We start from the raw sequence: 25,681 nt of genomic DNA, 5'->3' as shown, positions 1-25,681 counted from the left end.
CAAGTTGGGAAAAATTCCCGCAAATTATAGCCAATCCATACTGCTAAGAGGGATAAGCTATGACAAAAAACGGCGTTCTTGTATGAGGCCCAACGTTATTCTTACAACGCCGGCTCAAGCAATAGGCCCCAAATAATCCCGCAATTTTACCTCAGCCGGGCGCGATGCCAAGCCTTACATGTGCATACCACCATTCACATGGATGGTGCTGCCCGTAATATATTGCGCTTGCGACCCGGCCAGGAAGGCTACCGCATTAGCGATATCTTCAGCAGCACCCAGTCGTCCCAGGGGGATTTGCGACAAAATTGCCGCCGACTGCTCAGGGGTCAGAGAGCGTGTCATGTCCGTATCAATAAAGCCCGGAGCGACACAATTAACTGTAATGTTACGGCTACCGAGCTCGCGCGCCAAGGCACGGCTCATGCCAGCCACGCCTGCTTTGGCAGCTGCGTAGTTGGCTTGACCTGGGTTACCGCTCTCGCCCACCACCGAAGTGATGCTGATGATACGGCCCCAGCGGGCTTTCATCATGGGGCGGATAACGGCACGCGACAGGCGGAACACGGCACTTAGATTGGTCTGGATAACGGCATCCCAGTCTTCATCTTTCAAGCGCATGGCCAGGTTGTCACGCGTAATACCGGCATTATTAACCAGAATGTGCGGGCCACCGTCTTCTTTGCTCAAAGCCGAAATCAGCGCTTCGCAAGCAGCCGGGTCGTCCACGTTCAAAACATGGCCGTAGCTGCCATTCTGATCCAGCACAGCGGAAATCGCCTGTGCGCCGGACTCGGAAGTAGCGGTACCAACCACCTTGGCACCTCGTGCCATCAATTCTTTAGCAATCGCCTGACCGATACCGCGCGATGCGCCGGTTACCAGTGCAGTCTTGCCGCTTAGGTCCAATTCTTGCATTTATGCTCCCTCCAGGGCTTCCAAAGTGGCCTGCAAGGACGCAGGGTCGCTGATCGACAAGGCGACCAGATCACGGTCAATACGCTTGACCAGCCCCGTCAGCACTTTGCCTGGACCACACTCGACCACGTGGGTGACTCCTTGAGCCTTCATGGCCTGGATAGTCTCAACCCAGCGCACGGGATGCCAGGCCTGACGGACCAGCGCATCTTTAATCTGTTCGGGGTCGGTAGGCGCGGCTACGTCCACGTTATTGATCACGGAAATAGCAGGCGTTTGCACTTGAACCGAGGCCAGAGCCTGGGCCAGCACAGCAGCTGCCGGTTCCAACAGACTGGAGTGGAAAGGAGCCGATACAGGCAGCACCAAGGCACGCTTGGCACCGGCTTCTTTAGCCAGCGCACATGCACGATCTACCGCTTCCACATTCCCGGCTATCACAACCTGAGCAGGCGCATTGTAGTTAACAGCCTGAACAATCTGCTGTCCCTCAGAGGCACGAGCACACACATCGCGCACTTGATCGTCATCCAGACCCAGCACGGCAGCCATGGTACCGACACCCACAGGTACGGCAGCTTGCATGGCATCGGCACGGATGCGAACCAGCGGAACCGCTTGTTCCAGGCTCAGAGCACCGGCAGCAGTCAGGGCCGAGTATTCACCCAGGCTATGACCGGCCATCACGGCAGGAGCAGGACCACCAGCCTGAATCCAGGCCTGGTACATGGCCACGGCGCTAGCCAGCATGACAGGTTGAGTATTGGTAGTCAGGTTCAGAGCCTCGGCAGGCCCTTGTGCTATCAACTGAGCCAGGTCCTGGCCCAGCGACTGACTGGCTTGTGCAATGGCTTGCTGTACGACAGCAGACTCGGCCCAGGCATCGAGCATGCCTACGGACTGCGAGCCTTGTCCTGGAAAGACAAACGCAATTTTCATGGTAGAAAAACCCAAAGAGATGAGGCGGTAATCCGGATCGCGCTACTTAGCAGCGGACCAGCACCGAACCCCAGGTAAAGCCGCCACCCACGCCTTGCAACAGCGCCAGATCACCGGCACGGATACGACCATCCCGGCGAGCGGCATTCAGGGCCAAAGGCACACTGGCTGCCGAGGTGTTGGCATGTTGATCAACCGTGATAACCACCTTCTCGGAGGGGATACCCAGCTTACGACCTAGAAAATTGATGATACGAACGTTGGCCTGGTGCGGCACCAGCCAATCGATATCGGCCAGAGAGACGCCAGCCTGTTCGCAGACTTGATTGGCCGAAGCGGCCAGAGAAGTGACAGCCAGCTTGAACACAGCCTGACCATCCATACGCAGGAAGGGATCGCCCACTACCTGACCGTGCGAGACATTGCCTGCCGCGCACAAAATACCCATTTGACTGCCATCCGCATTGAGCTGGGCAGCCAGGACACCGGGTTCATCGCTGGCTTGCAGAACCACAGCGCCCGCACCGTCGCCAAACAGGACGCAGGTAGAGCGGTCGTTCCAGTCCAGGATGCTGGAGAACACTTCGGCACCGATGACCAGCGCATTGCGCGCACGGCCGGCCTTGATCATGGCGTCGGCAGTCGTCAGTGCATAGACAAAGCCGCTGCACACCGCTTGTACGTCGTACGCGGCAGCGCCCTTGTTGCCCAATTCGGCCTGCACCAGACACGCGGTGCTGGGGAAAACGTAATCGGGAGTGGAAGTAGCCACCACAATCAGGTCCAGATCCTGGGCAGCAATGCCCGCATCTTCCAGCGCCTGACGCGCGGCCTGGGTTGCCAAGTGGCTGGTACGGACACCGGGATCGGCAAGATGACGCTGATGAATACCGGTACGCTCGACAATCCACTGATCGGAGGTTTCGATACCCTTTTGAGCCAGCTCCACCGCTAGATCATCGTTAGACACAATCCGAGGAGGCAGGTAGCCGCCTGTACCGATAATCTTGGCAAATATCGTCATTTTATGTTCCCGATCAAGCCCGTTCTTATGAGGACGAGGGCTCTGAAGTATGGCGTGTATCTGGTTCGCCGCTTTGCTCTTCATGCAAGTTCACACTTTGCATGATGCGTTCGACTGCCTGGCTGGTACCGCTGAGCAGACCATTGAGCACCGCACCGCGGGCCCGTTGCAAAGCATAACCGAAAGCGTAGGCATCGGCAGAACCATGACTCTTGATAACAATACCGCGTAAACCCAAAAGGGCCGCACCGTTATGACGGCGATTATCCACCCTGTCGCGGAAACGATTCAAGACAGGACGAGCCAGCAAAGCGGACACTTTGCTCAATGGGTCACGGGTAAATTCGTCGCGCAGCATACTGCCGACCATCTTGGCCAGCCCTTCAATGGATTTAAGGACCACATTGCCCACGAAACCGTCGCACACGACCACGTTGACGGTACCTTTGCAGATATCGTCACCTTCTACGTTGCCGTAAAAATTCAGTCCGCTGGAGCGCAACAGTTCAGCCGCCTTTTTGACGACCTCGTTGCCTTTGATGACCTCTTCCCCAATATTGAGCAGACCCACGGTGGGACGCTCATGACGATCCACAATACTGGCCAGAGCAGATCCCATAATGGCGAACTGCAGCAGGTGTTCTGCGGAGCAATCCACATTGGCACCCAGATCCAGCATGATCGTGGCCCCGCCCTTTTGGTTCGGGATGGACGTGGCAATGGCTGGGCGATCAATCCCATCCAGAGTTTTGAGTACGTAGCGCGAAATTGCCATCCATGCGCCGGTATTGCCCGCAGAAATGCAGGCATCAGCTATCCCATCCTTGACGGACTGGGCAGCCACTCGCATGGAGGAGTCTTTTTTGCGGCGCAGGGCCACCTCGACCGAATCGGCCATGGTGACAACTTCGGATGCGGGAAGAATGTCGTACCAGGAGGTATCGACATTACCTTGCGCACGCAATGTTTGCTCGATGGCCTGAGGCTCGCCAACCAATAAGCAGTGCACATCCGGATAGCGCTTGGCAAAAAGCAGCGCTGCAGGGACAGTGACGGATAAACCGATATCGCCGCCCATGCAATCGATGGCAATACGTATTTTTTTGTTAGACATCAAGCATGCAACCTATGTTGCTTGCAACGACAAAGAGACTATTACTCGTCGTTCTTTGTTTTCAGCACTTTACGGCCACGGTAGATGCCGTTAGGGCTGATGTGGTGACGCAGGTGCAGTTCGCCAGTCGTAGGCTCGATAGCCGTCGAAGGACCAGTAAGCGCGTCGTGCGAACGACGCATGTTACGCCGGGACGGGCTCTTTTTATTCTGCTGAACAGCCATGATGACTCCTGTAGATGGACAACCCCGAATAAATGGGTGCAGCCCGAAAAAATTAACGAATTAGTAACAAACAATCAAGACTTCTTGAGCGAGCCCAATACGGCAAACGGGGACGGCCGCTCAAAGGCGGACTCATCCAGGTCTTCAGACTTGGCTTCCATGGACAGCGACTGCGCGTCGGGACAAACCTCATGGCGCGGCACATAAGGCACGCTAAGAATCAGCTCGTCCTCGACCAGTCCCAGGACATCCAACTGGCCTTCACACAAGATGCGATCAGGACCTTCCGTATCGTCATCATCCAGCTCAAGTTCGTCCTCGGTTGCCACAATCTGTACTTCGTTGGAAATATCGATGGGCCACTCAAAAGGCTTCACACAGCGCTGGCATTCCAAAATGACACTACCTTTGGCCTGCACATGCACAAAACGACGCCGGGCAGAATCTTCCCGACCCGACACACTCCAGTCAATGCGCAAATCGCCTTGATCGGGCAAATCGGATACCAGACGAGACAAATCTTCCACCAGCACCTGACCCGACATTTCCTGAGGGGCACGGGCTAGATTCAAGGTGTCGATATACTGTGTCGTCATAAGTATGCTTAGGGCATCAAACCACGGTTTTACCAGGATCTGGAACCGCTTGTTTGTTCTGCTTTATTTGTCGCTTTCGCTTGTTTGCTGCTTGCTTGTTTCACTGCCTTGGTATCGCTTGGGGGCTCTACCACTTTTTCTTGTACTGCTTTTTTTCCTGCCCCTCGGTATTGAAGCATGTAAAGCGCAGTCGGCAAACCGCCAAGCTAGCCTACAACCATTTCAATAACGAAGAAAACATTAGATAATACCGTGCTAAGCACAAGGCAGTCAAACCAAAGCACAGCTAAAACACACTATGCGTCTCATCCTTGCATCAAGCTCAGTCTATCGCCGCGCTATGTTAGCGCGTTTGGGCTTGCCTTTCACCTGTCAGTCTCCTGACATTGATGAAACCCCACTTCCCGCAGAGGCTCCCGCCCAGCTCAGCCTGCGTCTGGCGCGTGAAAAAGCGGCCCGTATCAGCCAACTGAACCCAGGCGCGCTCGTGATCGGCTCCGATCAGGTCGCCACATCGGGCCAGGACGCTATTGGCAAGCCTGGCGACCATGCCGGTGCGCAGAAACAACTGCGTCGCCTGAGCGGTCAAGACATCGATTTCCATAGCGCTTTATGCGTGACAGATGGCCAGGAATTTCTGTGCAGCGATATTGTTACCAATTGTCGTTTTCGCGCATTGAGTGATGAAGAAATCGAGCACTATTTGCTGCAGGAAAAACCGTATGACACCGCTGGCAGCGCCAAGGCCGAAAGCCTGGGTATTGCCCTGATGGAGTCCATGCGCTCGGACGACCCAACCGCTATCATTGGCCTGCCGCTGATCGAGCTGTGCACCATGCTGCGTCACTTTGGCTTGAACCCCTTGCGCCCCACCCTTTTGCCCCCTTCCGTTTAGGACTGATACGCCATGCCCCAAGCCGCCCCTTTGCACCTGATCCCCGTAGGCTTAAGTGAGAGCCCGATCAGCGGCTGGCTACCCGCCGACGTCAAGGCTTTGACGCGCGAACTGACCGTCTTTATTGCCGAGAACGCCAAAACCGCCCGTGCTTTCCTGAAACTGGTTGAGCCCGTGGTACCTCTGCAAGAAATCACTATTCACACGCTGGACAAGCGCGGCAACAAACCCGGTGAAATGCGTGAGTGGTTGAAAACAGCCCTGCAAGGTCAAGCCATTGGTCTGGTATCGGAAGCTGGCTGCCCCGCCGTCGCCGACCCCGGTGCGCTGGTGGTTGCCATGGCCCACGAAATGAAGATCCCCGTGCGCCCTCACGTTGGCCCCTCTTCCATTTTGCTGAGCCTGATGGCCAGCGGCCTGGACGGTCAGCAGTTTGTATTCCACGGCTATGCGCCTGTAGATGGGGCCGCTCGCGCCAAGCAGCTCAAGCAATGGGAAAGCCAGTCCCAAGCTCTGAAACAAACCCAGATCCTGATCGAAACACCTTATCGCAACCAGGCCATGTACAGCACCTTGCTGCAGTCCCTCAAGCCCACAACACGCTTGTGCCTGGCTCGTGACCTGACAGGTACACGTGAATTGGTCCAGACTGCCACCATTGAACAATGGCGCGAGCGCCAGCCGCCTGCCCTGGACAAAACCCCCTGCATTTTCCTGTTTCTGGCTGGTCGTTAAGATGAAATCCCTGTCTTTTCTTACACCCGCCTTGAAGCGCAGCGTTCAGATTAGCGTACTTAGCCTGACGGCCTTATTGGCGGCCTGTGGCAGTAGCGGTCCCTTCAAACTTGATGACAGCTATAGCGCTCAGGGCCAGAACAGCCGAGTGCGTTATCTGGTCATGCACTACACCGCTGGCGACCACGCCACCTCCTTGAAGGTGCTGACGCAGCGTGATGTCAGCGCCCATTACCTGGTCAGCGACGAGCGCCGTCCCACTGTCTACCGTCTGGTTCCAGAGGAACGCCGCGCCTGGCATGCAGGTCTGGGCTCCTGGTACGGTTTCACAGACCTGAATACCGGCTCTATCGGCATCGAAATCGTTAATATGGGCCGCTTGGCAGATGGTCGCTGGGCTCCGTATACGTCCGGGCAGATTGAAGCAATCAAAGCACTGCTGAAAGACCTGGCTCAGCGCCATGGCGTGTCTGCCCGCAATATTATTGGCCACAGCGATGTTGCCCCACAACGCAAGCTGGACCCCGGCCCTCATTTCCCCTGGAAGGAACTGGCCCAAGCAGGTATAGGCCGCTGGTACAAGGAATCACAGGCCCGAGCACTGCAGGCGCAGTACGCCACGCGTCCCCTGCCCTCTGCCGCTCAAACCCAGGCCCTGCTGCGCAAAGCAGGCTACGAAACGCCTGACAGCGGCATGTTCGACAAGGCCACACAAAACGTGATCGCCGCCTTCCAGATGCACTACCGCCCAGCCCGCTACGACGGCACTTTGGATGCCGAAACAGCCGCCATTCTGCAAAGTCTGGATTGATAAAAAAACAGGTAATGGGCTTATGCTCATTACCTGTTTTGCTTAGTGCGCTGTCTTATTCAATACGGGCCAGCGGCGCAAAACCAGCAAGCCCATCAGAACCAAACCATAGACATAAACTTCCACCACATCATTTTTACCAGTACGAATCAGGTAAAAGTGCAGGATGGAAAGGACCGCCGCCAAATACACGGTTTGATGCAAGCGGCTCCAACCACGACCCAAACGTTTCTGCCAGCCATGCGTGGAGGTCAGGGTCAGGGCCAATAAAATCAGCACAGCCACTACCCCGATCGCAATCAAGGGCCGCTGCATCACGTCCTGCCACATGGACAGCCAGTCGCCCGAGCGATCCCACCAGGCCCAGGCCAAGGTATGCAAAGCTGCATAAAAAAAACTGAACAAGCCCAACATGCGGCGCCAACGCACCAAGGCGGGCTGAGCCAGCAAACGCCTTACAGGACTTAAAGCCAGGGTCAGCAGCAAGAGTACCAAGGCCCAGATCCCACTGGATCGGGTCAAAAATTCAGCTGGATTGGCACTTAGGCCATTGTTGAAACCCAACCATACCCAGCGCCCCAAGGGAAACAAGCCCAGCAAGAATACCAAGGGCTTGAGCCTATCCAACTGCGCAGCCTTCCAGGTACTCATCAGTAGTAACGCCTTAAGTCCATATCGGCATACAGACCTGCCACGTCTTCGGCATAGCCGTTAAAAGGCAAAGTCGGCTTTTTGGTGGCGAAGAATCCCGAACCGATGACACGTTCAGTGGCCTGGCTCCAGCGGGGATGCGGCACTTCCGGGTTCACATTGGCGTAAAAGCCATACTCATGCGGAGCCACCTTCATCCAGCTGGACTCGGGCATGGTGTCCGTCAAGGTGATGCGCACCAAAGACTTGGCCGATTTGAACCCATACTTCCACGGCACGATCAGCCGCACCGGCGCTCCATTCTGAACAGGCAGGCTTTTTCCGTACAGACCGGTAGCCAGCAGAGTCAAAGGATGCATGGCCTCATCCAACCGCAGCGCCTCCACATAGGGCCAGGCCAAGATACGAGAGCGTAGACCCGGCATGGTTTCCGGGTCCGCCGCTGTTTCAAACCGAACAAAGCGGGCCGAGCCCTGGGGCGACGCCTGCTTTAGCAAGGCCGACAAGGAATAGCCCACCCAGGGCACCACCATGGACCAGGCTTCAACACAACGCAGACGATAAATACGCTCTTCCAAAGGGGCCAGCTTCAATATCTGGTCCATATCCAAGGTAAGCGGCTTGTTCACCAAACCGTCAATCTGCAAAGTCCAGGGTTCAGTCTTGAATTTCCCCGAATGGCGGGCAGGATCTTCCTTGCCCGTGCCAAATTCGTAGAAATTATTGTAGGAGGTGACATCGGACTCGCTGGTGGGCATATCGTCCAGTTTCCAGCGCTGGGAAGGCGTGAACGACAAGTCCTGCCCTACCGGGACCGCCTGAGCCCGACCCGGCAAGCTGGCCGCCAGGGCCAAGGCGCCGGGAGCCTGCAAAAGCAGGCGGCGGCGCGCCCGCCAGACCGACTCGTCGGTAATTTCAGAGGGACGTATGGGCTGCGAACGTGATTTGAACATCTCCATCTCCTGAACCTGTCTGGCAAGATGGTCGTCAAACCGACTTGCCGCCTATTAAATCCGTGCCAATACCCAATCGCGCATTTGCGCCACATTATCAACCATGACCGTGGGCTCAGCCTTGGCCAGGGTTTGAGGATCATGCGCGCCGTAAGTGACAGCCACGCTATCCATGCCCGCATTGGCCGCCATATGAATATCGTGCACGGTATCGCCCACCATCAAGACCTGCTCGGGCTCCAACATCAATTCGGCCAGCAATTGATGCAGCATTTCCGGGTCCGGCTTGCTGCGGGTTTCATCTGCACAACGGGTAGCATCAAAAAAAGTGCTGAGATTGACCTGCTGCAGCACTCTATCCAAACCTTGACGACTTTTACCCGTTGCCACTCCTAAGGCAATCTGGCGGCCCCGAAGTTCACCCATGAAAGGCAAAATTCCGTCAAACAGCTTGATATGCGGGTCACGCTGCATAAAGTGATGACGATAACGCTCCAGAAACAGCGGCATCTGCTCGGCAGTCAAATCCGGCACAGCGCGATACAAGGCGCTTTCCAGCGACAAACCAATAACCCAGCTGGCTTGCTGAATCGAGGGCACAGGCAATTGCAGATCCGCACTGGCCAACTGAATAGAACTGGCAATTGAGTACGTCGAATCCATAACTGTGCCGTCCCAATCAAACAGAACGGCGGCGTAACGCGTCATAACTACTTCTCCAAACGCTCAAGAACGGCCTGACAGGCAGCCGGCAAGGCGGCCTCCAGAACCAGAGGCTGTCCGGTGACAGGATGATTGAACTCCAGGCGTCCCGAATGCAGGAACATGCGCTTGAAGCCCTGGCGGGCGAATTGATCGCGAATGGCGTCGTCGCCATACTTGTCGTCGCCCACAATCGGAAAGCCCGAATGGGCCAAATGAACCCGAATCTGGTGAGTGCGGCCGGTTTTCAGCTCCGCCTGCACCAAAGTAAAGCGGCCAAAACGGCGCTGCATGGTGATGATGGTATGCGCAGGCTTGCCTGTGGGGTCAACCTTGACGCGCCGCTCCCCGCTTTCGGTCAGCCAGCGCAGCAAGGGGAAACGGATATGCTGGCGATCGTTCACCCAATCGCCCTGCACCAGCGCCCAATAAAACTTGCGTGCACGGATTTCGCGGAACATATCGTGCAAACCAACCAGGGCAGCACGACGCTTGGCGATAATCAGCAAACCGGAGGTATCCCGGTCCAGACGGTGGGCCAGCTCCAGAAAGGGCTCCTGAGGACGGGCAGCACGTAACTGCTCGATGACACCGAAAGACACACCACTGCCACCATGCACGGCAACACCGGCAGGCTTGTCGATGACCATCAGGTGCTCGTCCTCGAACACCACCGGGAAAACGGCAGCGGGAACATGACGCGGCTGCTCGGGCTCGGGCAGACGCAGCGGCGGAATGCGCACCATATCGCCGTCCTGCAAACGATAGTCACTGCTGATACGGCCTTTATTCACGCGCACCTGACCGCCACGGATCGCTTTGTAAATGTGACTTTTTGGCACCCCTTTACATTCACGTAACAAAAAATTATCTATACGCTGACCTGCCCGCGTTTCATCAATGCGTAATATTCGCACTTGAGGGGCTGATCTTTGTGATTCATGAGGTTTGCACATAACAAAAAGGGGCATATAATCGCTTCAGCCTATGGAAGCTGAGACTGGGTCCAGCGTAGAGATGCAAAGGGTGCGTCTCCGTTGGATGACCAAGGACTGATAATTGTATCCTTGAGTTCCAGCTTCCGGGTCATAAGGTCGCCGGGGTGAGTCCGAAATAGCGAAAGTCGTGTGGCAAGAAGGCCCGCTTTCCAAGAGATGTTTTCCTCCCGCGTGCGGCGCTGAATTCCTGCACAGATTGTCCCGCTCTTTTGCACCAGCCGCATGATTTATGCGGCTGCCGTTCCCCCAGCAATTTTATATTCGTCAAACACACACCGTGACTCTGACCCCCCTGCTGATTGAACTTCGCGCTTTGGCGCGACTCGTGCCTCCCAGACTATAAGCCGGTAGGCCGATTTTGCCTGCCTGCACCAAACTGATGCAGCTATAGCGCTACACACCTGTGACCCGCGGTCGTGCGCCGATATTTCGGTGCTCCATGACAACGGAGATCCACACTCATGAAACGCATGTTGTTCAATGCGACGCATCAAGAAGAACTACGCGTCGCCATTGTCGACGGTCAAAAACTGATTGACCTCGACATCGAAACAGCCGGGCGCGAACAGCGCAAAGGCAATATCTACAAAGGGGTCATCACCCGCATCGAACCCGGCCTGGAAGCCTGCTTCGTCAGCTACGGTGAAGAGCGTCACGGCTTTCTGCCATTCAAGGAAGTAGCTCGCAGCTACTTCAAGGAAGGGGTTGATGTACGCAGCGCCCGCATCCAGGACGCCCTGGTTGAAGGCCAGGAACTGATCATCCAGGTTGAAAAAGAAGAGCGTGGCAACAAGGGCGCTGCCCTGACCACCTTCATTTCCCTGGCAGGCCGCTATCTGGTTCTGATGCCCAACAACCCCCGTGGGGGTGGCGTATCGCGCCGCGTTGAAGGCGAAGACCGCCAGGAACTGCGCGAAGCCATGGACCAGCTGGACATCCCGCAGGGCATGAGCATCATCGCTCGCACCGCAGGTATCGGCCGCAGCGTCGAGGAACTGCAGTGGGACCTGAACTACCTGATGCAGTTGTGGACCGCCATTGACGGCGCTGCCCGCGACAATGCAGCTCCTATCCTGATTTATCTGGAATCCAGCCTGGTTATCCGGGCCATCCGCGATTACTTCTCGCCCGATATTGGCGAAATCCTGATCGACACGGACGAGATTCACGAGCAGGCCGCCGCTTTCATGAGCGTGGTCATGCCCGACAATCTGCATCGCGTAAAGATGTACCGCGATGACATCCCGCTGTTCTCGCGCTTTCAGATCGAACACCAGATCGAAACCGCCTACTCGCGTACCGTGCAATTGCCTTCGGGCGGTGCTGTCGTTATCGACCACACCGAGGCCCTGGTTGCCATTGACGTGAACTCGGCTCGCTCCACGCGTGGTGCCGACATTGAAGAAACCGCCCTGCGCACCAACCAGGAAGCCGCCGACGAAGTGGCCCGCCAGTTGCGTTTGCGTGACTTGGGTGGCCTGATTGTTATCGACTTTATCGATATGGAAGACAGCAAGAACCAGCGTGCTGTCGAACAACGCCTGCGTGATGCCCTGCACCTGGACCGTGCTCGCGTCCAGATGGGCAAGATCTCGCGCTTTGGTCTGATGGAACTGTCCCGTCAGCGCCTGCGCCCTGCCCTGAACGAAGGCTCCCACATTACTTGCCCACGATGCACCGGCACTGGCGTCATTCGCGATGCCGAATCCAGCGCTCTGCATGTACTGCGTCTGCTGCAAGAAGAAGCCATGAAAGAAGGCACAGCCGCCCTGCACGCTCAGGTGCCGGTGGATGTGGCTACCTTCCTGCTGAACGAAAAACGCGCTGACATCACCAAGATCGAATCGCGCCTGAACATTGCCCTGATCCTGATTCCGAACAAGAATCTGGAAACCCCGCACCACATCATCGAGCGCCTGCGCCACGACGACCCACGCCTGGATGAACTGCGCAGCAGCTACGAGCTGGTCCAGCAGCCTGAGCAGCAAGACAGCCTGGTGCCGCACCGCAGCCACGAAATCAAGCCTCGTCCAGAAGCCCTGGTCAAGAGCACCACACCGGCCCAGCCAGCTCCCATGAGCAAGCCTGCTGCCGCCGCAGCCGCCAGCGCCGCTGCTAGCGACAACAAACCCGGCCTGCTCAAGCGCCTGCTGAACTGGTTGTCCGGCGCACCTGCCGAACCCGTGGCCGAGACCACCAAATCCGAAGGCAGCAAATCGTCCTCTGGCCGCCGCCAAGGTCGTCCCGGCCAATCCAATAGTGGCCGTGGCCAAGGTGGTCGTGGCCGTCGCCAGTCCAACCGCCCGGAAGCGGCTCAGGAAGAAAAAGCCAGCACGGAAAGCACCGGGGGGAATACCCGTGGTCGCCGCCGTAACGCCTCAGCAGGTAACGAATCTGCTCTGGAAACTCCACAAAGCGCCAACACGACGCCCGCCACTGCCGACGAAGGCAGCAGCAACAGCCGCAACCCACGCAACCGCCGTGGCCGTGGCCGTCAACGCCGTGAAGAAGGCAGCGCAGAAAACGTCGAGCTGAACAAAGACGTCGCCAGCACAGAAGCCCAGCCCGATCAGGCTGCTGCCGCAGTGGCCAGCGTCGCCGCAGTGGCTGCCGTGGCCGCCACCAAGCAAGAAGCGCAAAACCGCGCTGAACAGCTGGCCGAGGCTGACAGCTCTGATACCAGCGACAACTCGGATGCCGAAACCGACGAGAACAGCGAAAACGGCGCTCTGGACCCAGAGCGCAAACGTCGCCGTCGTCGTAGCCGTCGTGGTCGTCGCAATACCGACGCCAACGCCGTAGCCGAGAACGAAGAGAACAACGAAGAAGGCAATACCAGCGCCTACGTTGCTCACGAAACACCTAGCTTCAACCCCGCTGCCCTGGATGCCCAGGAACAAGCTGCCGCCCAAACCGCAGCAGCCGAGCCTGAACAGCCACAAGCAGCCGTAGAGGCACCGGCAGCCCAAGAAGCCGCTCCTGTCGCCGTAGAGGCCTCTGAAGAAGCTCCTGCCGCTGCTCAAGCCGCACAACAAGCTGAAGAAGTCGCTACGACCCCGGTAAACGCTGTTGAAACCGCTCCAGCCCAGGAAGAAGTAGCCACTCCAGCCGTTCAGGCCGAAGTTGCTCCAGAAGCTCCAGCCGCAGAAGAAACCGTTGCTCCTGTGCAAGCAGAAGCTGCCGCCGAACCTGCCAAAGCAGAAGTGACCGAAGCTCAAGCTGAAGCTGTAGAAACAGCCGCAGCGCCCGCAGAAACGCAAGCCGCAGCAGAAACCCCAGCCGTTGAAGCCGCTCCAGTGGAAACTGCAGCCGTAGAAACCGCTACTGCCCAGGAAGAAGTTGCTGCTCCAGCCGCTCAGGCCGAGGTAGCGCCAGAAGCTCCTGCCGCTGAAGAAGCTGTTGCTCCTGCGCAAGCAGAAGTTGCTGCCGAACCAGCCAAAGCAGAAGCCACCGAAGCTCAAGCTGAAGCCGTGGAGACAACTGCTACTCCCGCAGAAGCACAACCAGCAGTTGAAGCCCCGGCCGTTGAAGCCACTCCAGTGGAAACCACAGCCGTAGAGACTCGCGTTGAGACTCAAACGACTGCAGCTGCAAAAGCCCCTGCTGCCGAACAAGCACAGAAGCCCACAGCCGCCCCTCTGGAAGCCGTACTGAACGCAGCGGGCATCGAACTGGTGGAAACCGTTCGCTCGGCAACACAGGACGACTACCAGCCCGCACCAGTGCGCCTGGGTCGCCCACGCAAGCAACGTGCTGCAGAAACCGAGAACAGCGAGCCGCTGCAACAGGTCGAAACGCAGTAAACAGCAAGACTAAAAACGCCGCCCTTTGGGGCGGCGTTTTTTTTTCCTCTCGTATCCATAAAGAGCAGCCATCCAGGCTCCTTCTCCCTCTTCTTGAGCCCTCTGCGATATTCCTTTTTTCTTGGTGTGGGGAGTACGACTCTGGGGCGAGTCAGGGACTTGGCCGCGGGCTATTGAACAATCCAGGGTGCAAGCCCAGTGCTGTTCGAGCCAGACGCTTGTACTTGGTCCGGGGGACCAAGTACCTGGCGAGTTCACTGGGCGCCTGGATTGTTCAATAGCCAAGGGTACCCGTGCGCAGCACGGGCCAAGGCCCCGCCCCAGAGCCGTACTCCCCACACCAAGAAAACCAAGCCAATCTCACCCTGAGGTCTCCACCCAGAAGCCTATGCTTCAATAACACAAACCTCTCTACCCAAAAAAACAGCAGCCCAAAAAAACGCCACCTAAACCCAGGTGGCGTTCTTCTTTAGCAATTCCTTGGCAATCAAGAATGCCGCGACACAGCCTCAGCAGGCTGACGAGTCAGCAAAGCCAGCAACTCGGCCAGCTCACGCTGCAGCTCGCGACGATCAACCACCATATCGATAGCGCCCTTCTCCAGCAAGAACTCGGCACGCTGGAAGCCTTCGGGCAGTTTCTCGCGCACAGTCTGCTCAATCACGCGAGGACCGGCAAAACCGATCAAGGCATTAGGCTCGGCAATCACCACATCGCCCATAAAAGCGAAACTGGCCGACACACCACCCATGGTGGGGTCAGTCAAAATGCTGATAAACGGCAAACCCGCATCCGACAATTCAGCCAAAATAGCCGTCGTCTTGGCCATCTGCATCAGAGAGAACAAGCTCTCCTGCATACGCGCACCACCCGAAGCGGCCACGCAAATAAAAGGACTACGGTTGGCAATAGCCGCCTGCACACCACGTGTGAAACGCTCGCCTACCACGGAACCCATGGAACCGGCCATGTATTCAAACTCGAAGCAGGCCACCACGGCAGGCACAGACAGAATCGTGCCGCTCATGACCACCATGGCTTCAGTTTCGCCCGTCTGCTTGGCCGCCTCGGAAACGCGCTCGGTGTACTTGCGCGAATCGCGGAACTTCAAGGGGTCCATAGGACGGGTGTTGGAACCAATCTCGGTCTGGCCTTCGGGGTCCAGCAAGGACTTGATCCGGGCACGAGCACCAATGCGCATGTGATGGCTGCATTTGGGGCAGACATTCAAGGTGGCCTGGAGATCTTCCTTGTAGAGCACAGACTCACACGACGGACATTTCACCCACAGCCCTTCGGGAACGCGACGGCTGCTTTCGGGGTTACGGTTAATTCGCGGCGGGAGTATTTTCTCGATCCAGCTCATTGTTAGATCCTGTTTTCGCCTGGCCGGCACCCGGCCCACCAAGCTCTTTATTCTGAAAAAAAGCGCCTGTTCCTAAAGAACAGGCAGATGATTCTATACGCGGAATAGGTATTTAGGCTAATTATCCAGTGCCTGACGTATCTGTGCGAGCCATTGGCTGGCTGCTGCAACCGCAGCCGCATCCATATCCTTTTGCTCTTTGCCAGCGTTCTCCTGCACAGCCTGTTCCATGGTCTGGATCAGCTTGGAGCCAATGACAACTGCATCCGCACTACGGGAAATAGCTTTGGCGCTTTGCGCGTCCCGAATCCCGAAACCCACTCCGACCGGAATTTTGACGTGCTGACGAATACGCTGCAAGTGGTGTTCCACATCAGCCACATCAATCTGGGCCGAACCGGTCACACCTTTCAGGGACACATAATACACATAGCCCTGCGCCAAAGCGGCTACCTTGGCAATACGCTCGTCCGTGGACGTAGGCGAGAGCAGGAAAATAGTATCCACGCCCTGCTCGGTCAGCAAACGGGTGAAATCCTCGGACTCCTCAGGTGGGTAGTCCACCGTCAGCACACCGTCCACACCCGCCTTGCCTGCCATGACAGCAAATTCAGCCTGACCGATACGCTCAATAGGATTGGCGTAACCCATCAGAACAACCGGCGTTTCCTCGTCGATCAAGCGAAACTGCTGCACAATCTCCAGCACTTTACGCAAGCCCACACCACGGCTGATGGCACGTTCAGCCGCTTGCTGAATCACCGGGCCATCGGCAGTGGGATCAGAAAACGGTACACCCAATTCAATGACATCTGCCCCGGCCTGACGCAAGGCATGCATCAAGGCCACGGTAGCGGGCACCGAAGGGTCTCCGGCCGTAATATAAGGCACCAGGGCACAGCGCCCGTTCAAACCTTCAAACGTCTTTTTCAGACGCACATTACTCGACATATCCGTTCCCGATTGCTTACAGAGTCAAGCCGCCGTACTCGGCGACCGTGTGCATGTCCTTATCACCGCGACCGGACAAACTGACCAGGATGATTTTATCCTTGGGCAAAGTCGGGGCAATGCGAGCCGCATGCGCCAGCGCGTGCGAGGACTCCAGCGCGGGCATGATGCCTTCGATGCGGCAGCAATCGTGAAACGCTTTCAGGGCGTCTTCATCGGTGCAGGTGGCGTATTGCGCACGGCCACAATCTTTCAGCCAGGCGTGCTCGGGACCCACACCGGGGTAATCCAGGCCAGCCGACACCGAGTGCGTAGGCATGACGTTACCGTCATCGTCCTGCAGCACATAGGTACGGTTACCGTGCAGCACACCCACCATGCCCTTGTTCAGGGAAGCCGAGTGCTCCAGCGTATCCAGACCGCGGCCAGCCGCTTCCACTCCGATCAGCTCCACATCCTTGTGCTCGATGTAGGGGTAGAAAATGCCCATGGCATTGGAACCACCACCCACCGACGCCAAAACGTAGTCCGGCTGACGACCGGCGTCCTGAGGCATTTGCTCCACGCACTCGTCACCGATCACGCATTGGAAGTCGCGCACCATCATCGGGTAAGGATGAGGTCCAGCCACCGTACCAATAATGTAGAAGGTATTGCTGATATTGGTGACCCAGTCGCGCATGGCTTCGTTCAGCGCATCTTTCAGCGTGCGCGAACCGGATTCCACAGGAACGACCGTCGCACCCAGCAACTTCATACGGTACACATTGGAAGCCTGACGGCGTACGTCTTCGCTACCCATGTAGACCACACACTCCAGACCATAGCGGGCGGCGACCGTAGCCGTTGCCACGCCGTGCTGGCCTGCACCGGTTTCAGCAATAATACGGGGCTTGCCCATGCGGCGAGCCAGCAGAATCTGACCGATACAGTTGTTGATCTTGTGTGCGCCAGTGTGATTGAGATCTTCGCGCTTGAACCAGATCTGAGCTCCACCTAGTTGCTCCGACCATCGACGGGCATGGTACACGGGGCTGGGACGACCGACAAAATGCTTGAGTTCGTAGTGAAACTCGCGCAGAAACTCAGGATCGTTCCGATACTGTTCGTAGGCTGCTTTCAACTCGTCCAGGGCGTGGACCAGCGTTTCAGCGACAAACGAACCACCAAACTGACCAAAATGTCCATCCGGGTCGGGCAAGGTATAGGTTTTCAAAGCTCGCTCTCTTGATTGACAAGAACAATCGCGGGCACAACGCCCGCGAGGTTTAGGTTTACCGATTTTAGCAGTTCAGGACGAGTAGCGGCGGGCGCTGACGCCCGATAACTCGTTCAAGGCCGCTAAAGCCTTTTGAATTTGCTCGCCATCACGCACTTCAATAGTAAATATCATGCGCGTCAACGAGCGGCGACTCAAGGTGTTGATACCCGTTACGTTCAAACGCAGGCGGGCAAACACCTCCGAGAGATCACGCAAGAGGCTGGGATGCTCCTGAGCCTCAATGGCCAGATCCACGGGATACTGAGTATCCCCCGTATCGCCCCAATCGACGCTAATAGCCCTTTCAGGTTGTCGATCAGCCAGTTCCTGGTAGGACTTGCAGTCGGCACGGTGTATGGACACTCCCCGGCCACGAGTCACAAAACCGGCGATCAGATCAGGGGGTGCGGGACGGCAGCAACGGGCCAGTTGCGTCATTAGCGAATCCACACCCACCACCAGCACGCCGCTTTTCCCGGTCTTGGAAACACTTTCCCGGGCCGCATCAAACACACGCTGTACGGGCTCTTCCTCCTGCACATCTTCACGGAACAAGGCATCCACCTGGCGCAGGCTGAATTCATCCTTGGCCACGGCAACATACAGGTCATCTGCCTTGGCAAAGCCAAGCTGTTGCGCCATCTGCTCCAGGTTCACAGCCGTACGACCCAGCCGTTGCAACTCTTTTTCGACCATGCTCTGGCCTTGGGAGATGCGCTGCTGCAATTCAATCGCGTTGAACCAGGCGCGCACCTTGGAGCGCGAGCGTGGGCTGGCCAAAAAGCCCAACTGCACGTTCAGCCAGTCACGCGATGGACCGCCGGATTTAGCCGCCACAATCTCTACCGTCTGACCAGTCGACAAGCGCGTGGACAAAGGCACCATCTGCCCATCAACCCGCGCACCCCGGCAACGATGGCCCAGATCGGTATGCAGGTAGTAGGCAAAGTCCACCGGCGTCGCCCCCACAGGCAGCTCGATAACCCGAGCCTGCGGCGTCAGCACATAAATATGTTCGTCTTCCTGAGCCTTCAAAGGCCTGCCAACAGCCGGTTTCTTGCTGGCAACGGGCTCTACTACCTTTTCGGAAGCCGAATCTTTGCTGCTGTCTGCTTGCAGGCCAGGCTCGGTAGCGTTCGAGGTGGACGCCTCCCTGTCCCAGGCCAGCAATTGACGCATCCAGGCGATCTTTCTATCGTCCTCACCATCGGCCACCTGCTGTCCGCCTTGGGCTCCAGCCTCCTTGTAGCGCCAGTGGGCAGCCATCCCGTATTCCGCGAACTGGTGCATGTCGCGCGTGCGGATCTGAATTTCATAGCAGCGCCCCTGTGCATCCGCAATAACGGTATGCAGGGAGCGGTAGCCATTGGGCTTGGGCCGGGAGATGTAATCGTCAAACTCCTCGGGCACCGGCGTCCACAGCGAATGCACCACCGCCAGGGTGTGGTAGCAGCTGCGCTCGTCATCAACAATGACACGCAAGGCGCGCAGATCAAACAACTGATCGAAATCCAGATGCTTGTTGCGCATCTTGTTCCAGATACTGAAGATATGCTTGGGCCGGCCTGAAACCTCAGCCACGATATGCTCGCGTTTCAAGGCTGCCAGCAGTTGGTCGCGCACCTGACTGATCAGGGTTTCGCGCTCTACGCGCTTGTCTTCCAGCTTACTGGCAATATTCTTGTAGACCTCGGGATTCAGAAAGCGAAAGGCCAGATCTTCCATTTCCCACTTGATCTGCCAAATCCCCAAACGATTCGCCAAGGGCGTATAAAGCTCCAGCGTTTCACGCGCAAACTCGACCGGGCAGACGGTCTTGGACTGCCGATACCAGCGCAAGGACTGCAGGCGCGACGCCAGACGCATCATCACAATGCGCAAGTCAGCGGCCATCGCCAGCAGCATCTTGCGCTTCATTTCCTTTTGATCGCCCCCGCCTGTCTGCTCCTTGGCCTGACCTGTCAACGAGCCCAGACGGTACAAGGCGCGTGAGCCACGTACCAGCGTCATGACTTCGGCACCAAAGGCTTTCTGAACCGGGTCCTGCTTGACCTCCGGCCCAGGAGCAGGAGTGACGGCCAGCAAGGCGCTGGCACGGGTTTGAGCGTCCACACCCAAGCCAGCCAAAATAAGCGCGACCTGAGCGCAATGGCTGTCCAAGGGTTCGCCGGTACTTCCGGCCAGATCCAGCAAAATAGGCCCCGCCCAGTCGGCAGCCGCCTGCAATAGCGTACGCCCTGCTTCATCCAGTCCGTGGCTGGCTTGCGCGAACCATTGAGGATTGAAGGCCGACTCGGCCATAGGGGGAGAAGCGGTGTGATTCATGTGGATTACGTCGATGTGGCCACTCAGCGCTGAAGTGGCTCTCTATACTGTAGACGCTAGTCTATCACCGCGAGTAAGAGCTTATGAGTCTGAACACATGCCGCCAGCTTCTGTTGATTTGGCACTCCCGTACCGGCGCCGCCCGTCAACTGGCCGAACAGGCCGAGGAAGGCGCGCTGCAGGTCCTCAAAGAACTGGGCGAGACAGAGCAGGTCTGTATCAAACGCTTGCATTGTGATCAGGTGCAAGCACAGGATTTGCGCGATTCCCACGCCTATTTGTTCTGCGCGCCCGAGAATCTGGGCAGTCTGAGCGGTGCCATGAAAGAATGTCTGGACCGGAACTATTACGAGGTGCTGGATCAACTCAACGGGCGTCCTTATTCCGCCCTGATCAGTGCGGGTAGCGACGGACAAGGTGCGCAACGGCAACTGGAGCGGATTTGTACGGGCTGGCGGCTGGAGCTGGCCGCCCCCATCCGTATCTTCAATTTTCACGCCCAGACGCCAGAAGCCATTCTGGCTCCCAAGACCTTGAGTGAAGAGCAAATTGCCCAGGCTCGGGAAGCCGGTGGGCATCTGGCGGCACTGCTGTGTCTATGAAAAAGCCCTTTGCGTGTGCAAAGGGCTTTGATTCAAACTTTTAGTGCTATAGCTTTATCGCTTTAAAACGATGCCGCCCGTCTGAAATCACGAGCATCACTGACTACGATGCCCTTAGCTCCCCTACCCAAGCAGCATTTGCCTCAAGCAGCAAGGACCTCAAGAAGGGAAGCCTCAAGCTCTAAGCCGGAGGCAGCTGAAAAACCTGCCGCAAGTAAGCCAGATACGCCGGATCATCACACATGGTCTTTTCAGGCGCATCCGAGACTTTCGCCACGGGCTGGCCATTGCAACGCACCATCTTCATGACAATCTGCAAGGGCTCATGGCCCAGGTCATTGGTCAGGTTGGTGCCTATCCCGAAAGACACCTTGCAGCGGCCTGCAAAACGCAGGGCCAGCTCAATGGCTTTGGGTATGGTCAAACCGTCAGAGAACACCAAGGTCTTGGTACGTGGATCGGTACGGTTGGCCTGATAGTGCGCCAGCAAGCGCTCGCCCCAAATGAATGGGTCACCCGAGTCATGGCGAGCACCGTCAAACAGCTTGCAGAAGTACATGTCAAAGTCGCGCAGGAAGGCATCCATGCCGTAGACATCCGACAAGGCAATACCCAAGTCACCGCGATACTCTTTGGCCCACACTTCCAGAGCAAAAATCTGCGAGTCACGCAAACGGGGGCCCAGAGCCTGACAAGCCTGCAAGTATTCGTGCCCCATCGTGCCCAGCGGCGTCACCCCATACTTCATGGCCAGCCAGACGTTACTGGTGCCCGCAAAGTGCGGCTTCATCTGCTCGATCATGGTAGTGACCACTTCTTCGTGCCACTGCTTGGAAAAGCGGCGGCGCGTACCGTAGTCAGCCACACGAAAGTCGCTCAGGGCCGGATCATCCACCACCAGCCGCATCTTGGACTGCAGACGCTCGCGCCCTTCTGCCCATGGCGGCTGCGGACATTCGTTGCGAAAGTAAACCTCGTTCACAATGGCCAGCACCGGGATCTCGAACAGGATCGTGTGCAGCCAGGGCCCCTGAACCGAAATTTCGATCTCGCCGGGCACATCACCGGCCTGCACCTGAATGCAGCGCTCGGGCAGGTGGAACAGGCCCAGAAAATCGACGAAGTCGCTTTTGATAAAGCGCAGGCTACGCAAATAATCCAGCTCGGCGTCTGAAAAACGCAACTGGCACAGTGCGTGAATTTCCGCCCGAATCTCGTCCAGGTACTGGCTCAAATTAATATTGGGAGTACGGCACTTATAGCGATACTCCACGTGCGCAGCCGGGAAATGATGCAAAACAACCTGCATCATGGAAAACTTGTACAGGTCAGTATCAAGTAAAGAGGTAATGATCATCACAAACCTACCGATTTTGATTGCGCAACCATAGCACGGGCGCCAGTTCTTGCGTACAGCTATCTAGCAGGTGAGCTATTGCGCCATCTCAATAAGCAAGAAGCTGAATATTCGTTAAAATCGAAAGATTCGATTTAAATCCCATTTTTATCGTTCAGGCCCTGTGCGTTGTCGCGCACCCCATCCACGGCCCTTTGCCGTGACTGACCGCCTTAGCGATACCGCAGGAGTGTTACTGAAATGACCCACGTCGTCACCGAAAACTGTATCAAGTGCAAATTCACCGATTGTGTGGATGTGTGCCCCGTCGACTGTTTTCGTGAAGGCCCGAACTTTCTGGTGATTGACCCGGACGAGTGCATTGACTGCGCCGTCTGTATTCCCGAATGCCCGGCCAATGCCATTTTTGCTGAAGAAGATGTGCCGCAGGATCAAGTTCCCTTCATCGAACTGAACGCAGAACTGACGCCTATTTTTGCCAGCATCAACCGCTCCAAGAAACCGCTGGAAGATGCGGACGACTGGAACGGTGTGGAGAACAAACTACAGTATCTGGAGCGCTAAGCCCTTCGCTCGCTCTATAGAAGTCCGACCCGGTGGCTGCGTTCCTATCCAGCCACTCTTGCGCCCAATCTCGCCTTTTGATAAAAAAACTTGCCGCACTGCAGCAAGGGAAAATCCCAAGTACAGAGGAACGGTAAACGTCGTATTGTTTCCCACAGGAATAAGCATATACATTCCTCTGTATCAAATTAGGCAACACCAAGGCGCACATTATGCTTTACGATCTGCACGAACTTCAGCGGTCCTTTCTGGCCCCGCTGGCTGCCTTTACCGGCACCAGCTCCCAATGGTTCTCCAACCCATACAGTCCACTGGCCTACACGCCCCTGTCGCGCCAACTGGCGGCGGCCTCTGAACTGGTACACCGTATCGGCAAGGATTACGAAAAGCCAGCCTGGGGGCTGAACGAAACCCGGATCGACGGCCAGACCGTTGCCGTGCGCGAGGTCGAACACCTGAGCAAGCCCTTCTGCAAGTTGATCCACTTCGAGCGTGATCACCCCAAAGCCGCTCAGGACCCCACAATTTTGCTGGTAGCCCCTTTGTCCGGCCACCACGCCACCTTGCTGCGTGAAACCGTACGTGCGCTGTTGCCCGATCACTCCGTCTATGTCACCGACTGGATTGATGCCCGCATGGTGCCCCGTTCGGCCGGCCCCTTCCATCTGGACGATTACGTTCTGTATGTACAGGAGTTCATCCAGGCGCTGGGCTCGAAGGTGCACGTCATGTCGGTTTGCCAACCCACAGTGCCAGTACTGGCTGCCGTCTCGCTAATGGCAACCCGCCGCTCGGCCGTGATGCCGCGCAGCATGATCATGATGGGTGGTCCCATCGACACGCGTCAGTCGCCTACGGAAGTGAACCGTCTGGCCACGACCAAGTCCTACTCCTGGTTTGAAAACAACCTGATTCATCGCGTGCCCACCAAGTACCCCGGTGCTCACCGTCGCGTGTACCCCGGCTTTTTGCAGCATGCCGGCTTTGTGGCCATGAATCCGGATCGTCACGTCAGCTCGCACTACGATTTTTATCAGCACCTGATCAAGGGTGATGATGACGACGCACAAGCACACCGCCGTTTCTACGACGAATACAATGCCGTGCTGGATATGCCCGCCGAGTTCTATCTGGACACGATCCGCATTGTGTTCCAGGAGCACCGCCTGCCCAAGGGCCAATGGCACGTGCATGGCGAACAGGTTCGTCCACAAGATATTGATGGCGTAGCCTTGTTCACCATTGAAGGCGAACTGGACGATATTTCCGGCCAGGGCCAGACCCATTCGGCTCAAGCGCTGTGCGCAAAAATTGCCCCTGAACTCAAGCAACAATTCACCGCACCCAACTGTGGGCATTACGGGATTTTCTCCGGAAGTCGCTGGCGCACGCTGATCTGTCCTAAAATCAGGGACTTCATCCGTCAGCACAACTGATATTTGGCTTAGGCCGTTTCTGACGGGGCCAGATGGCCCCGTTTTTGCATTCATGTCCGACACCTTAATACGGCGCATTGACGCCCTGCTCCCTCAAACCCAGTGCACCCGCTGTGGTTACGACGCCTGTCTGCCCTATGCCCAAGCCATCGCGCTTGAGGGCGAGGCCATCAACCGCTGCCCGCCAGGCGGGCAGGAAGGCGTACAAGCCCTGGCCGAGCTGCTGGGTCGTGAGGCCCTGCCCCTGGATCCGTCCTGTGGCGAATTCACCGGCCCCAGTCGGGCGGTGATTATCGAAGAACACTGTATTGGTTGCACCTTGTGCATCCAGGCCTGTCCGGTGGACGCCATTATTGGCGCCAACAAGCTGATGCATACCGTGCTGGCCGATCGCTGCACGGGCTGTGAGCTCTGTGTACCACCCTGTCCGGTGGACTGCATCAGCATGGTGCCCACCGACGACTGGAGCGCCGAACAGGCCGCTCAAGCACGCCTGGATACCGAACAGCGCCGGGAGCGCCTGCTGAATCGCCACAAGGAAAGCTCGGACCTGGCGGCCCGTACCCTGGCCAATAAACCCGTTCTGGCCAATGATGCCGATCAGGCTGATAAACGCGAGGCATCCATCGCCTCTGCCCTGGCTCGCGCCCGTGCCCGCCGTGCCAGCAAGACTGCAAGCGGAACCACACCATGAACGCTGCCAAGCGCTACGAGATTTTCAGTCGTTTTCAGGCTGCCAACCCCAAACCCACCACCGAACTGGAATACGCTGACACCTTTCAGCTGCTGATTGCCGTGATTTTGTCGGCCCAGGCCACTGATCGCTCCGTGAACCTGGCCACAGCCCGATTCTTTCCCGAGCATGGCACGCCCGAAGGAATTCTGGCCATGGGTGAAGAAGGCTTGCGCGAGGCCATCAAGACCATCGGTCTGTACAAGACCAAGGCCGCCAATGTCATCAAGACCTGTCAGATGCTGCTGGACTTGCATCAAGGCAAGGTTCCCTGTGATCGCGCCGCTCTGGAAGCGCTTCCCGGTGTAGGTCGTAAAACTGCCAACGTGGTCTTGAACACCGCGTTTGGCCTGCCCACCATTGCGGTAGACACACATATTTTCCGTGTAGCGAACCGCACCGGCATTGCGCCCGGCAAGAACGTGGTCGAAGTGGAAAAGAAGCTGGAGAAAGTCATACCCAAGCCTTTTTTGCTGGACGCCCACCACTGGCTGATTTTGCATGGCCGCTACATTTGTGTAGCCCGCAAGCCCAAGTGCCCCCAGTGCGGCATCTCGGATTTATGCGACTTCAAACCGAAAACCGTTAACACTTAAGTAACACATACCCGGTTTAACAACATTTGTTTACCAAACAGTGCATTAAACCGGACCATCCTATGACAAACCCGCATAGTTTTGCTTCGTCGGCGCTTCCATACTGAAACGCATGAAGGACTCTGCC

24 protein-coding genes are annotated in these 25,681 nt (G+C 57.0%); 9 read left to right on the top strand and 15 right to left on the bottom strand.

Features of this window, described 5'->3' with window-relative positions:
* Window positions 1-174: 174 nt before the first annotated feature.
* From fabG to ACFPDR_RS05415, 6 genes are all read right to left on the bottom strand, one after another.
* Window positions 175-918: a 3-oxoacyl-ACP reductase FabG gene (fabG, locus tag ACFPDR_RS05440; protein ID WP_021446870.1), complete on the bottom strand. Its 744-nt coding sequence runs from the start codon at window positions 916-918 to the stop codon at window positions 175-177.
* Complete coding sequence (gene fabD / locus ACFPDR_RS05435) at window positions 919-1,857, bottom strand: ACP S-malonyltransferase (RefSeq protein WP_376910762.1); 939 nt, start codon at window positions 1,855-1,857, stop codon at window positions 919-921.
* Between the two features lie 46 nt (window positions 1,858-1,903).
* Window positions 1,904-2,881, bottom strand: a complete 978-nt coding sequence (locus ACFPDR_RS05430) for a beta-ketoacyl-ACP synthase III (protein WP_009456588.1) — start codon at window positions 2,879-2,881, stop codon at window positions 1,904-1,906.
* A gap of 25 nt (window positions 2,882-2,906) precedes the next feature.
* Entirely contained in the window at window positions 2,907-3,995 is a 1,089-nt protein-coding gene (gene plsX / locus ACFPDR_RS05425) for a phosphate acyltransferase PlsX (RefSeq protein ID WP_009456590.1), read from the bottom strand.
* A 41-nt stretch (window positions 3,996-4,036) separates the two neighbouring features.
* Complete coding sequence (rpmF, locus tag ACFPDR_RS05420; protein ID WP_003800968.1) at window positions 4,037-4,219, bottom strand: 50S ribosomal protein L32; 183 nt, start codon at window positions 4,217-4,219, stop codon at window positions 4,037-4,039.
* A 74-nt stretch (window positions 4,220-4,293) separates the two neighbouring features.
* Window positions 4,294-4,815 (bottom strand): YceD family protein, encoded by a 522-nt coding sequence (locus ACFPDR_RS05415; RefSeq protein WP_060186491.1) that lies wholly within the window; start codon window positions 4,813-4,815, stop codon window positions 4,294-4,296.
* A gap of 340 nt (window positions 4,816-5,155) precedes the next feature.
* Here ACFPDR_RS05415 and ACFPDR_RS05410 point away from each other — a divergent pair, with 340 nt between their 5' ends.
* The 3 genes from ACFPDR_RS05410 to ACFPDR_RS05400 are packed head-to-tail and all read left to right on the top strand — an operon-like array spanning window position 5,156 to window position 7,256.
* On the top strand, window positions 5,156-5,710 hold the full coding sequence (locus ACFPDR_RS05410) for a Maf family protein (protein ID WP_021446872.1): 555 nt from the start codon (window positions 5,156-5,158) through the stop codon (window positions 5,708-5,710).
* Window positions 5,711-5,722: 12 nt separating this feature from the next.
* Window positions 5,723-6,445, top strand: coding sequence for an SAM-dependent methyltransferase (locus ACFPDR_RS05405; protein ID WP_137431422.1), 723 nt, complete (start codon window positions 5,723-5,725; stop codon window positions 6,443-6,445).
* Between the two features lies 1 nt (window position 6,446).
* Complete coding sequence (locus ACFPDR_RS05400) at window positions 6,447-7,256, top strand: N-acetylmuramoyl-L-alanine amidase (protein ID WP_137431423.1); 810 nt, start codon at window positions 6,447-6,449, stop codon at window positions 7,254-7,256.
* Between the two features lie 42 nt (window positions 7,257-7,298).
* Here ACFPDR_RS05400 and ACFPDR_RS05395 read toward each other — a convergent pair whose 3' ends face one another.
* Genes ACFPDR_RS05395 through ACFPDR_RS05380 form a run of 4 tightly spaced genes read right to left on the bottom strand, consistent with a single transcriptional unit; the run spans window position 7,299 to window position 10,533 of the window.
* The gene (locus tag ACFPDR_RS05395) at window positions 7,299-7,907 is read right to left on the bottom strand and encodes a sulfite oxidase heme-binding subunit YedZ (protein ID WP_376910758.1); all 609 of its coding nucleotides are present in this window, start codon (window positions 7,905-7,907) and stop codon (window positions 7,299-7,301) included.
* Window positions 7,907-8,860 carry a protein-methionine-sulfoxide reductase catalytic subunit MsrP gene (msrP, locus tag ACFPDR_RS05390; protein ID WP_026483107.1) on the bottom strand — a complete coding sequence of 318 codons (954 nt, stop codon included), beginning with the start codon at window positions 8,858-8,860 and terminating at the stop codon, window positions 7,907-7,909. The genes ACFPDR_RS05395 and msrP overlap by 1 nt, the downstream gene beginning before the upstream one ends.
* A gap of 54 nt (window positions 8,861-8,914) precedes the next feature.
* A complete protein-coding gene (locus ACFPDR_RS05385; protein ID WP_009456607.1) occupies window positions 8,915-9,568 on the bottom strand; it encodes an HAD family hydrolase in 654 nt (217 codons plus the stop codon).
* A gap of 2 nt (window positions 9,569-9,570) precedes the next feature.
* On the bottom strand, window positions 9,571-10,533 hold the full coding sequence (locus tag ACFPDR_RS05380; protein WP_264180248.1) for an RluA family pseudouridine synthase: 963 nt from the start codon (window positions 10,531-10,533) through the stop codon (window positions 9,571-9,573).
* A 488-nt stretch (window positions 10,534-11,021) separates the two neighbouring features.
* On the opposite strand from ACFPDR_RS05380, the gene ACFPDR_RS05375 reads away from it, so the two are divergent.
* The gene (locus ACFPDR_RS05375; protein ID WP_321387184.1) at window positions 11,022-14,363 is read left to right on the top strand and encodes an Rne/Rng family ribonuclease; all 3,342 of its coding nucleotides are present in this window, start codon (window positions 11,022-11,024) and stop codon (window positions 14,361-14,363) included.
* A 487-nt stretch (window positions 14,364-14,850) separates the two neighbouring features.
* Here the strand turns inward: ACFPDR_RS05375 and accD are convergent, their stop codons facing one another.
* From accD to ACFPDR_RS05355, 4 genes are all read right to left on the bottom strand, one after another.
* Window positions 14,851-15,729 carry an acetyl-CoA carboxylase, carboxyltransferase subunit beta gene (gene accD / locus ACFPDR_RS05370; RefSeq protein WP_035272491.1) on the bottom strand — a complete coding sequence of 293 codons (879 nt, stop codon included), beginning with the start codon at window positions 15,727-15,729 and terminating at the stop codon, window positions 14,851-14,853.
* A gap of 117 nt (window positions 15,730-15,846) precedes the next feature.
* Window positions 15,847-16,680 (bottom strand): tryptophan synthase subunit alpha, encoded by an 834-nt coding sequence (gene trpA / locus ACFPDR_RS05365; protein ID WP_009456611.1) that lies wholly within the window; start codon window positions 16,678-16,680, stop codon window positions 15,847-15,849.
* A gap of 16 nt (window positions 16,681-16,696) precedes the next feature.
* Entirely contained in the window at window positions 16,697-17,896 is a 1,200-nt protein-coding gene (trpB, locus tag ACFPDR_RS05360; protein WP_009456612.1) for a tryptophan synthase subunit beta, read from the bottom strand.
* Window positions 17,897-17,971: 75 nt separating this feature from the next.
* Window positions 17,972-20,266, bottom strand: coding sequence for a RelA/SpoT family protein (locus tag ACFPDR_RS05355; protein WP_115633918.1), 2,295 nt, complete (start codon window positions 20,264-20,266; stop codon window positions 17,972-17,974).
* Window positions 20,267-20,349: 83 nt separating this feature from the next.
* Here ACFPDR_RS05355 and ACFPDR_RS05350 point away from each other — a divergent pair, with 83 nt between their 5' ends.
* Window positions 20,350-20,868, top strand: coding sequence for a flavodoxin family protein (locus tag ACFPDR_RS05350; protein WP_021446876.1), 519 nt, complete (start codon window positions 20,350-20,352; stop codon window positions 20,866-20,868).
* Between the two features lie 181 nt (window positions 20,869-21,049).
* On the opposite strand, the gene pncB is transcribed toward ACFPDR_RS05350, so the two are convergent.
* Window positions 21,050-22,225: a nicotinate phosphoribosyltransferase gene (gene pncB, locus ACFPDR_RS05345; protein WP_035272486.1), complete on the bottom strand. Its 1,176-nt coding sequence runs from the start codon at window positions 22,223-22,225 to the stop codon at window positions 21,050-21,052.
* A gap of 240 nt (window positions 22,226-22,465) precedes the next feature.
* Here pncB and fdxA point away from each other — a divergent pair, with 240 nt between their 5' ends.
* The 4 genes from fdxA to nth all read left to right on the top strand — a co-directional run bounded on the left by fdxA (window position 22,466) and on the right by nth (window position 25,554).
* Window positions 22,466-22,789: a ferredoxin FdxA gene (gene fdxA, locus ACFPDR_RS05340; RefSeq protein WP_009456619.1), complete on the top strand. Its 324-nt coding sequence runs from the start codon at window positions 22,466-22,468 to the stop codon at window positions 22,787-22,789.
* A 212-nt stretch (window positions 22,790-23,001) separates the two neighbouring features.
* Entirely contained in the window at window positions 23,002-24,225 is a 1,224-nt protein-coding gene (locus ACFPDR_RS05335; protein WP_009456621.1) for a polyhydroxyalkanoate depolymerase, read from the top strand.
* Between the two features lie 52 nt (window positions 24,226-24,277).
* A complete protein-coding gene (locus ACFPDR_RS05330; protein ID WP_009456623.1) occupies window positions 24,278-24,919 on the top strand; it encodes an RnfABCDGE type electron transport complex subunit B in 642 nt (213 codons plus the stop codon).
* Window positions 24,916-25,554 carry an endonuclease III gene (gene nth, locus ACFPDR_RS05325; RefSeq protein ID WP_026483118.1) on the top strand — a complete coding sequence of 213 codons (639 nt, stop codon included), beginning with the start codon at window positions 24,916-24,918 and terminating at the stop codon, window positions 25,552-25,554. Before ACFPDR_RS05330 ends, nth begins: the two co-directional genes overlap by 4 nt.
* The last annotated feature ends 127 nt before the right edge of the window (window positions 25,555-25,681 follow it).

This window comes from Alcaligenes sp. GCM10023179, from assembly GCF_042653705.1.
Lineage (GTDB): Bacteria > Pseudomonadota > Gammaproteobacteria > Burkholderiales > Burkholderiaceae_B > Alcaligenes > Alcaligenes phenolicus.
Note: the sequence above shows the minus strand (reverse complement) of the source record. Positions and strands in the feature narration are given on the sequence as shown.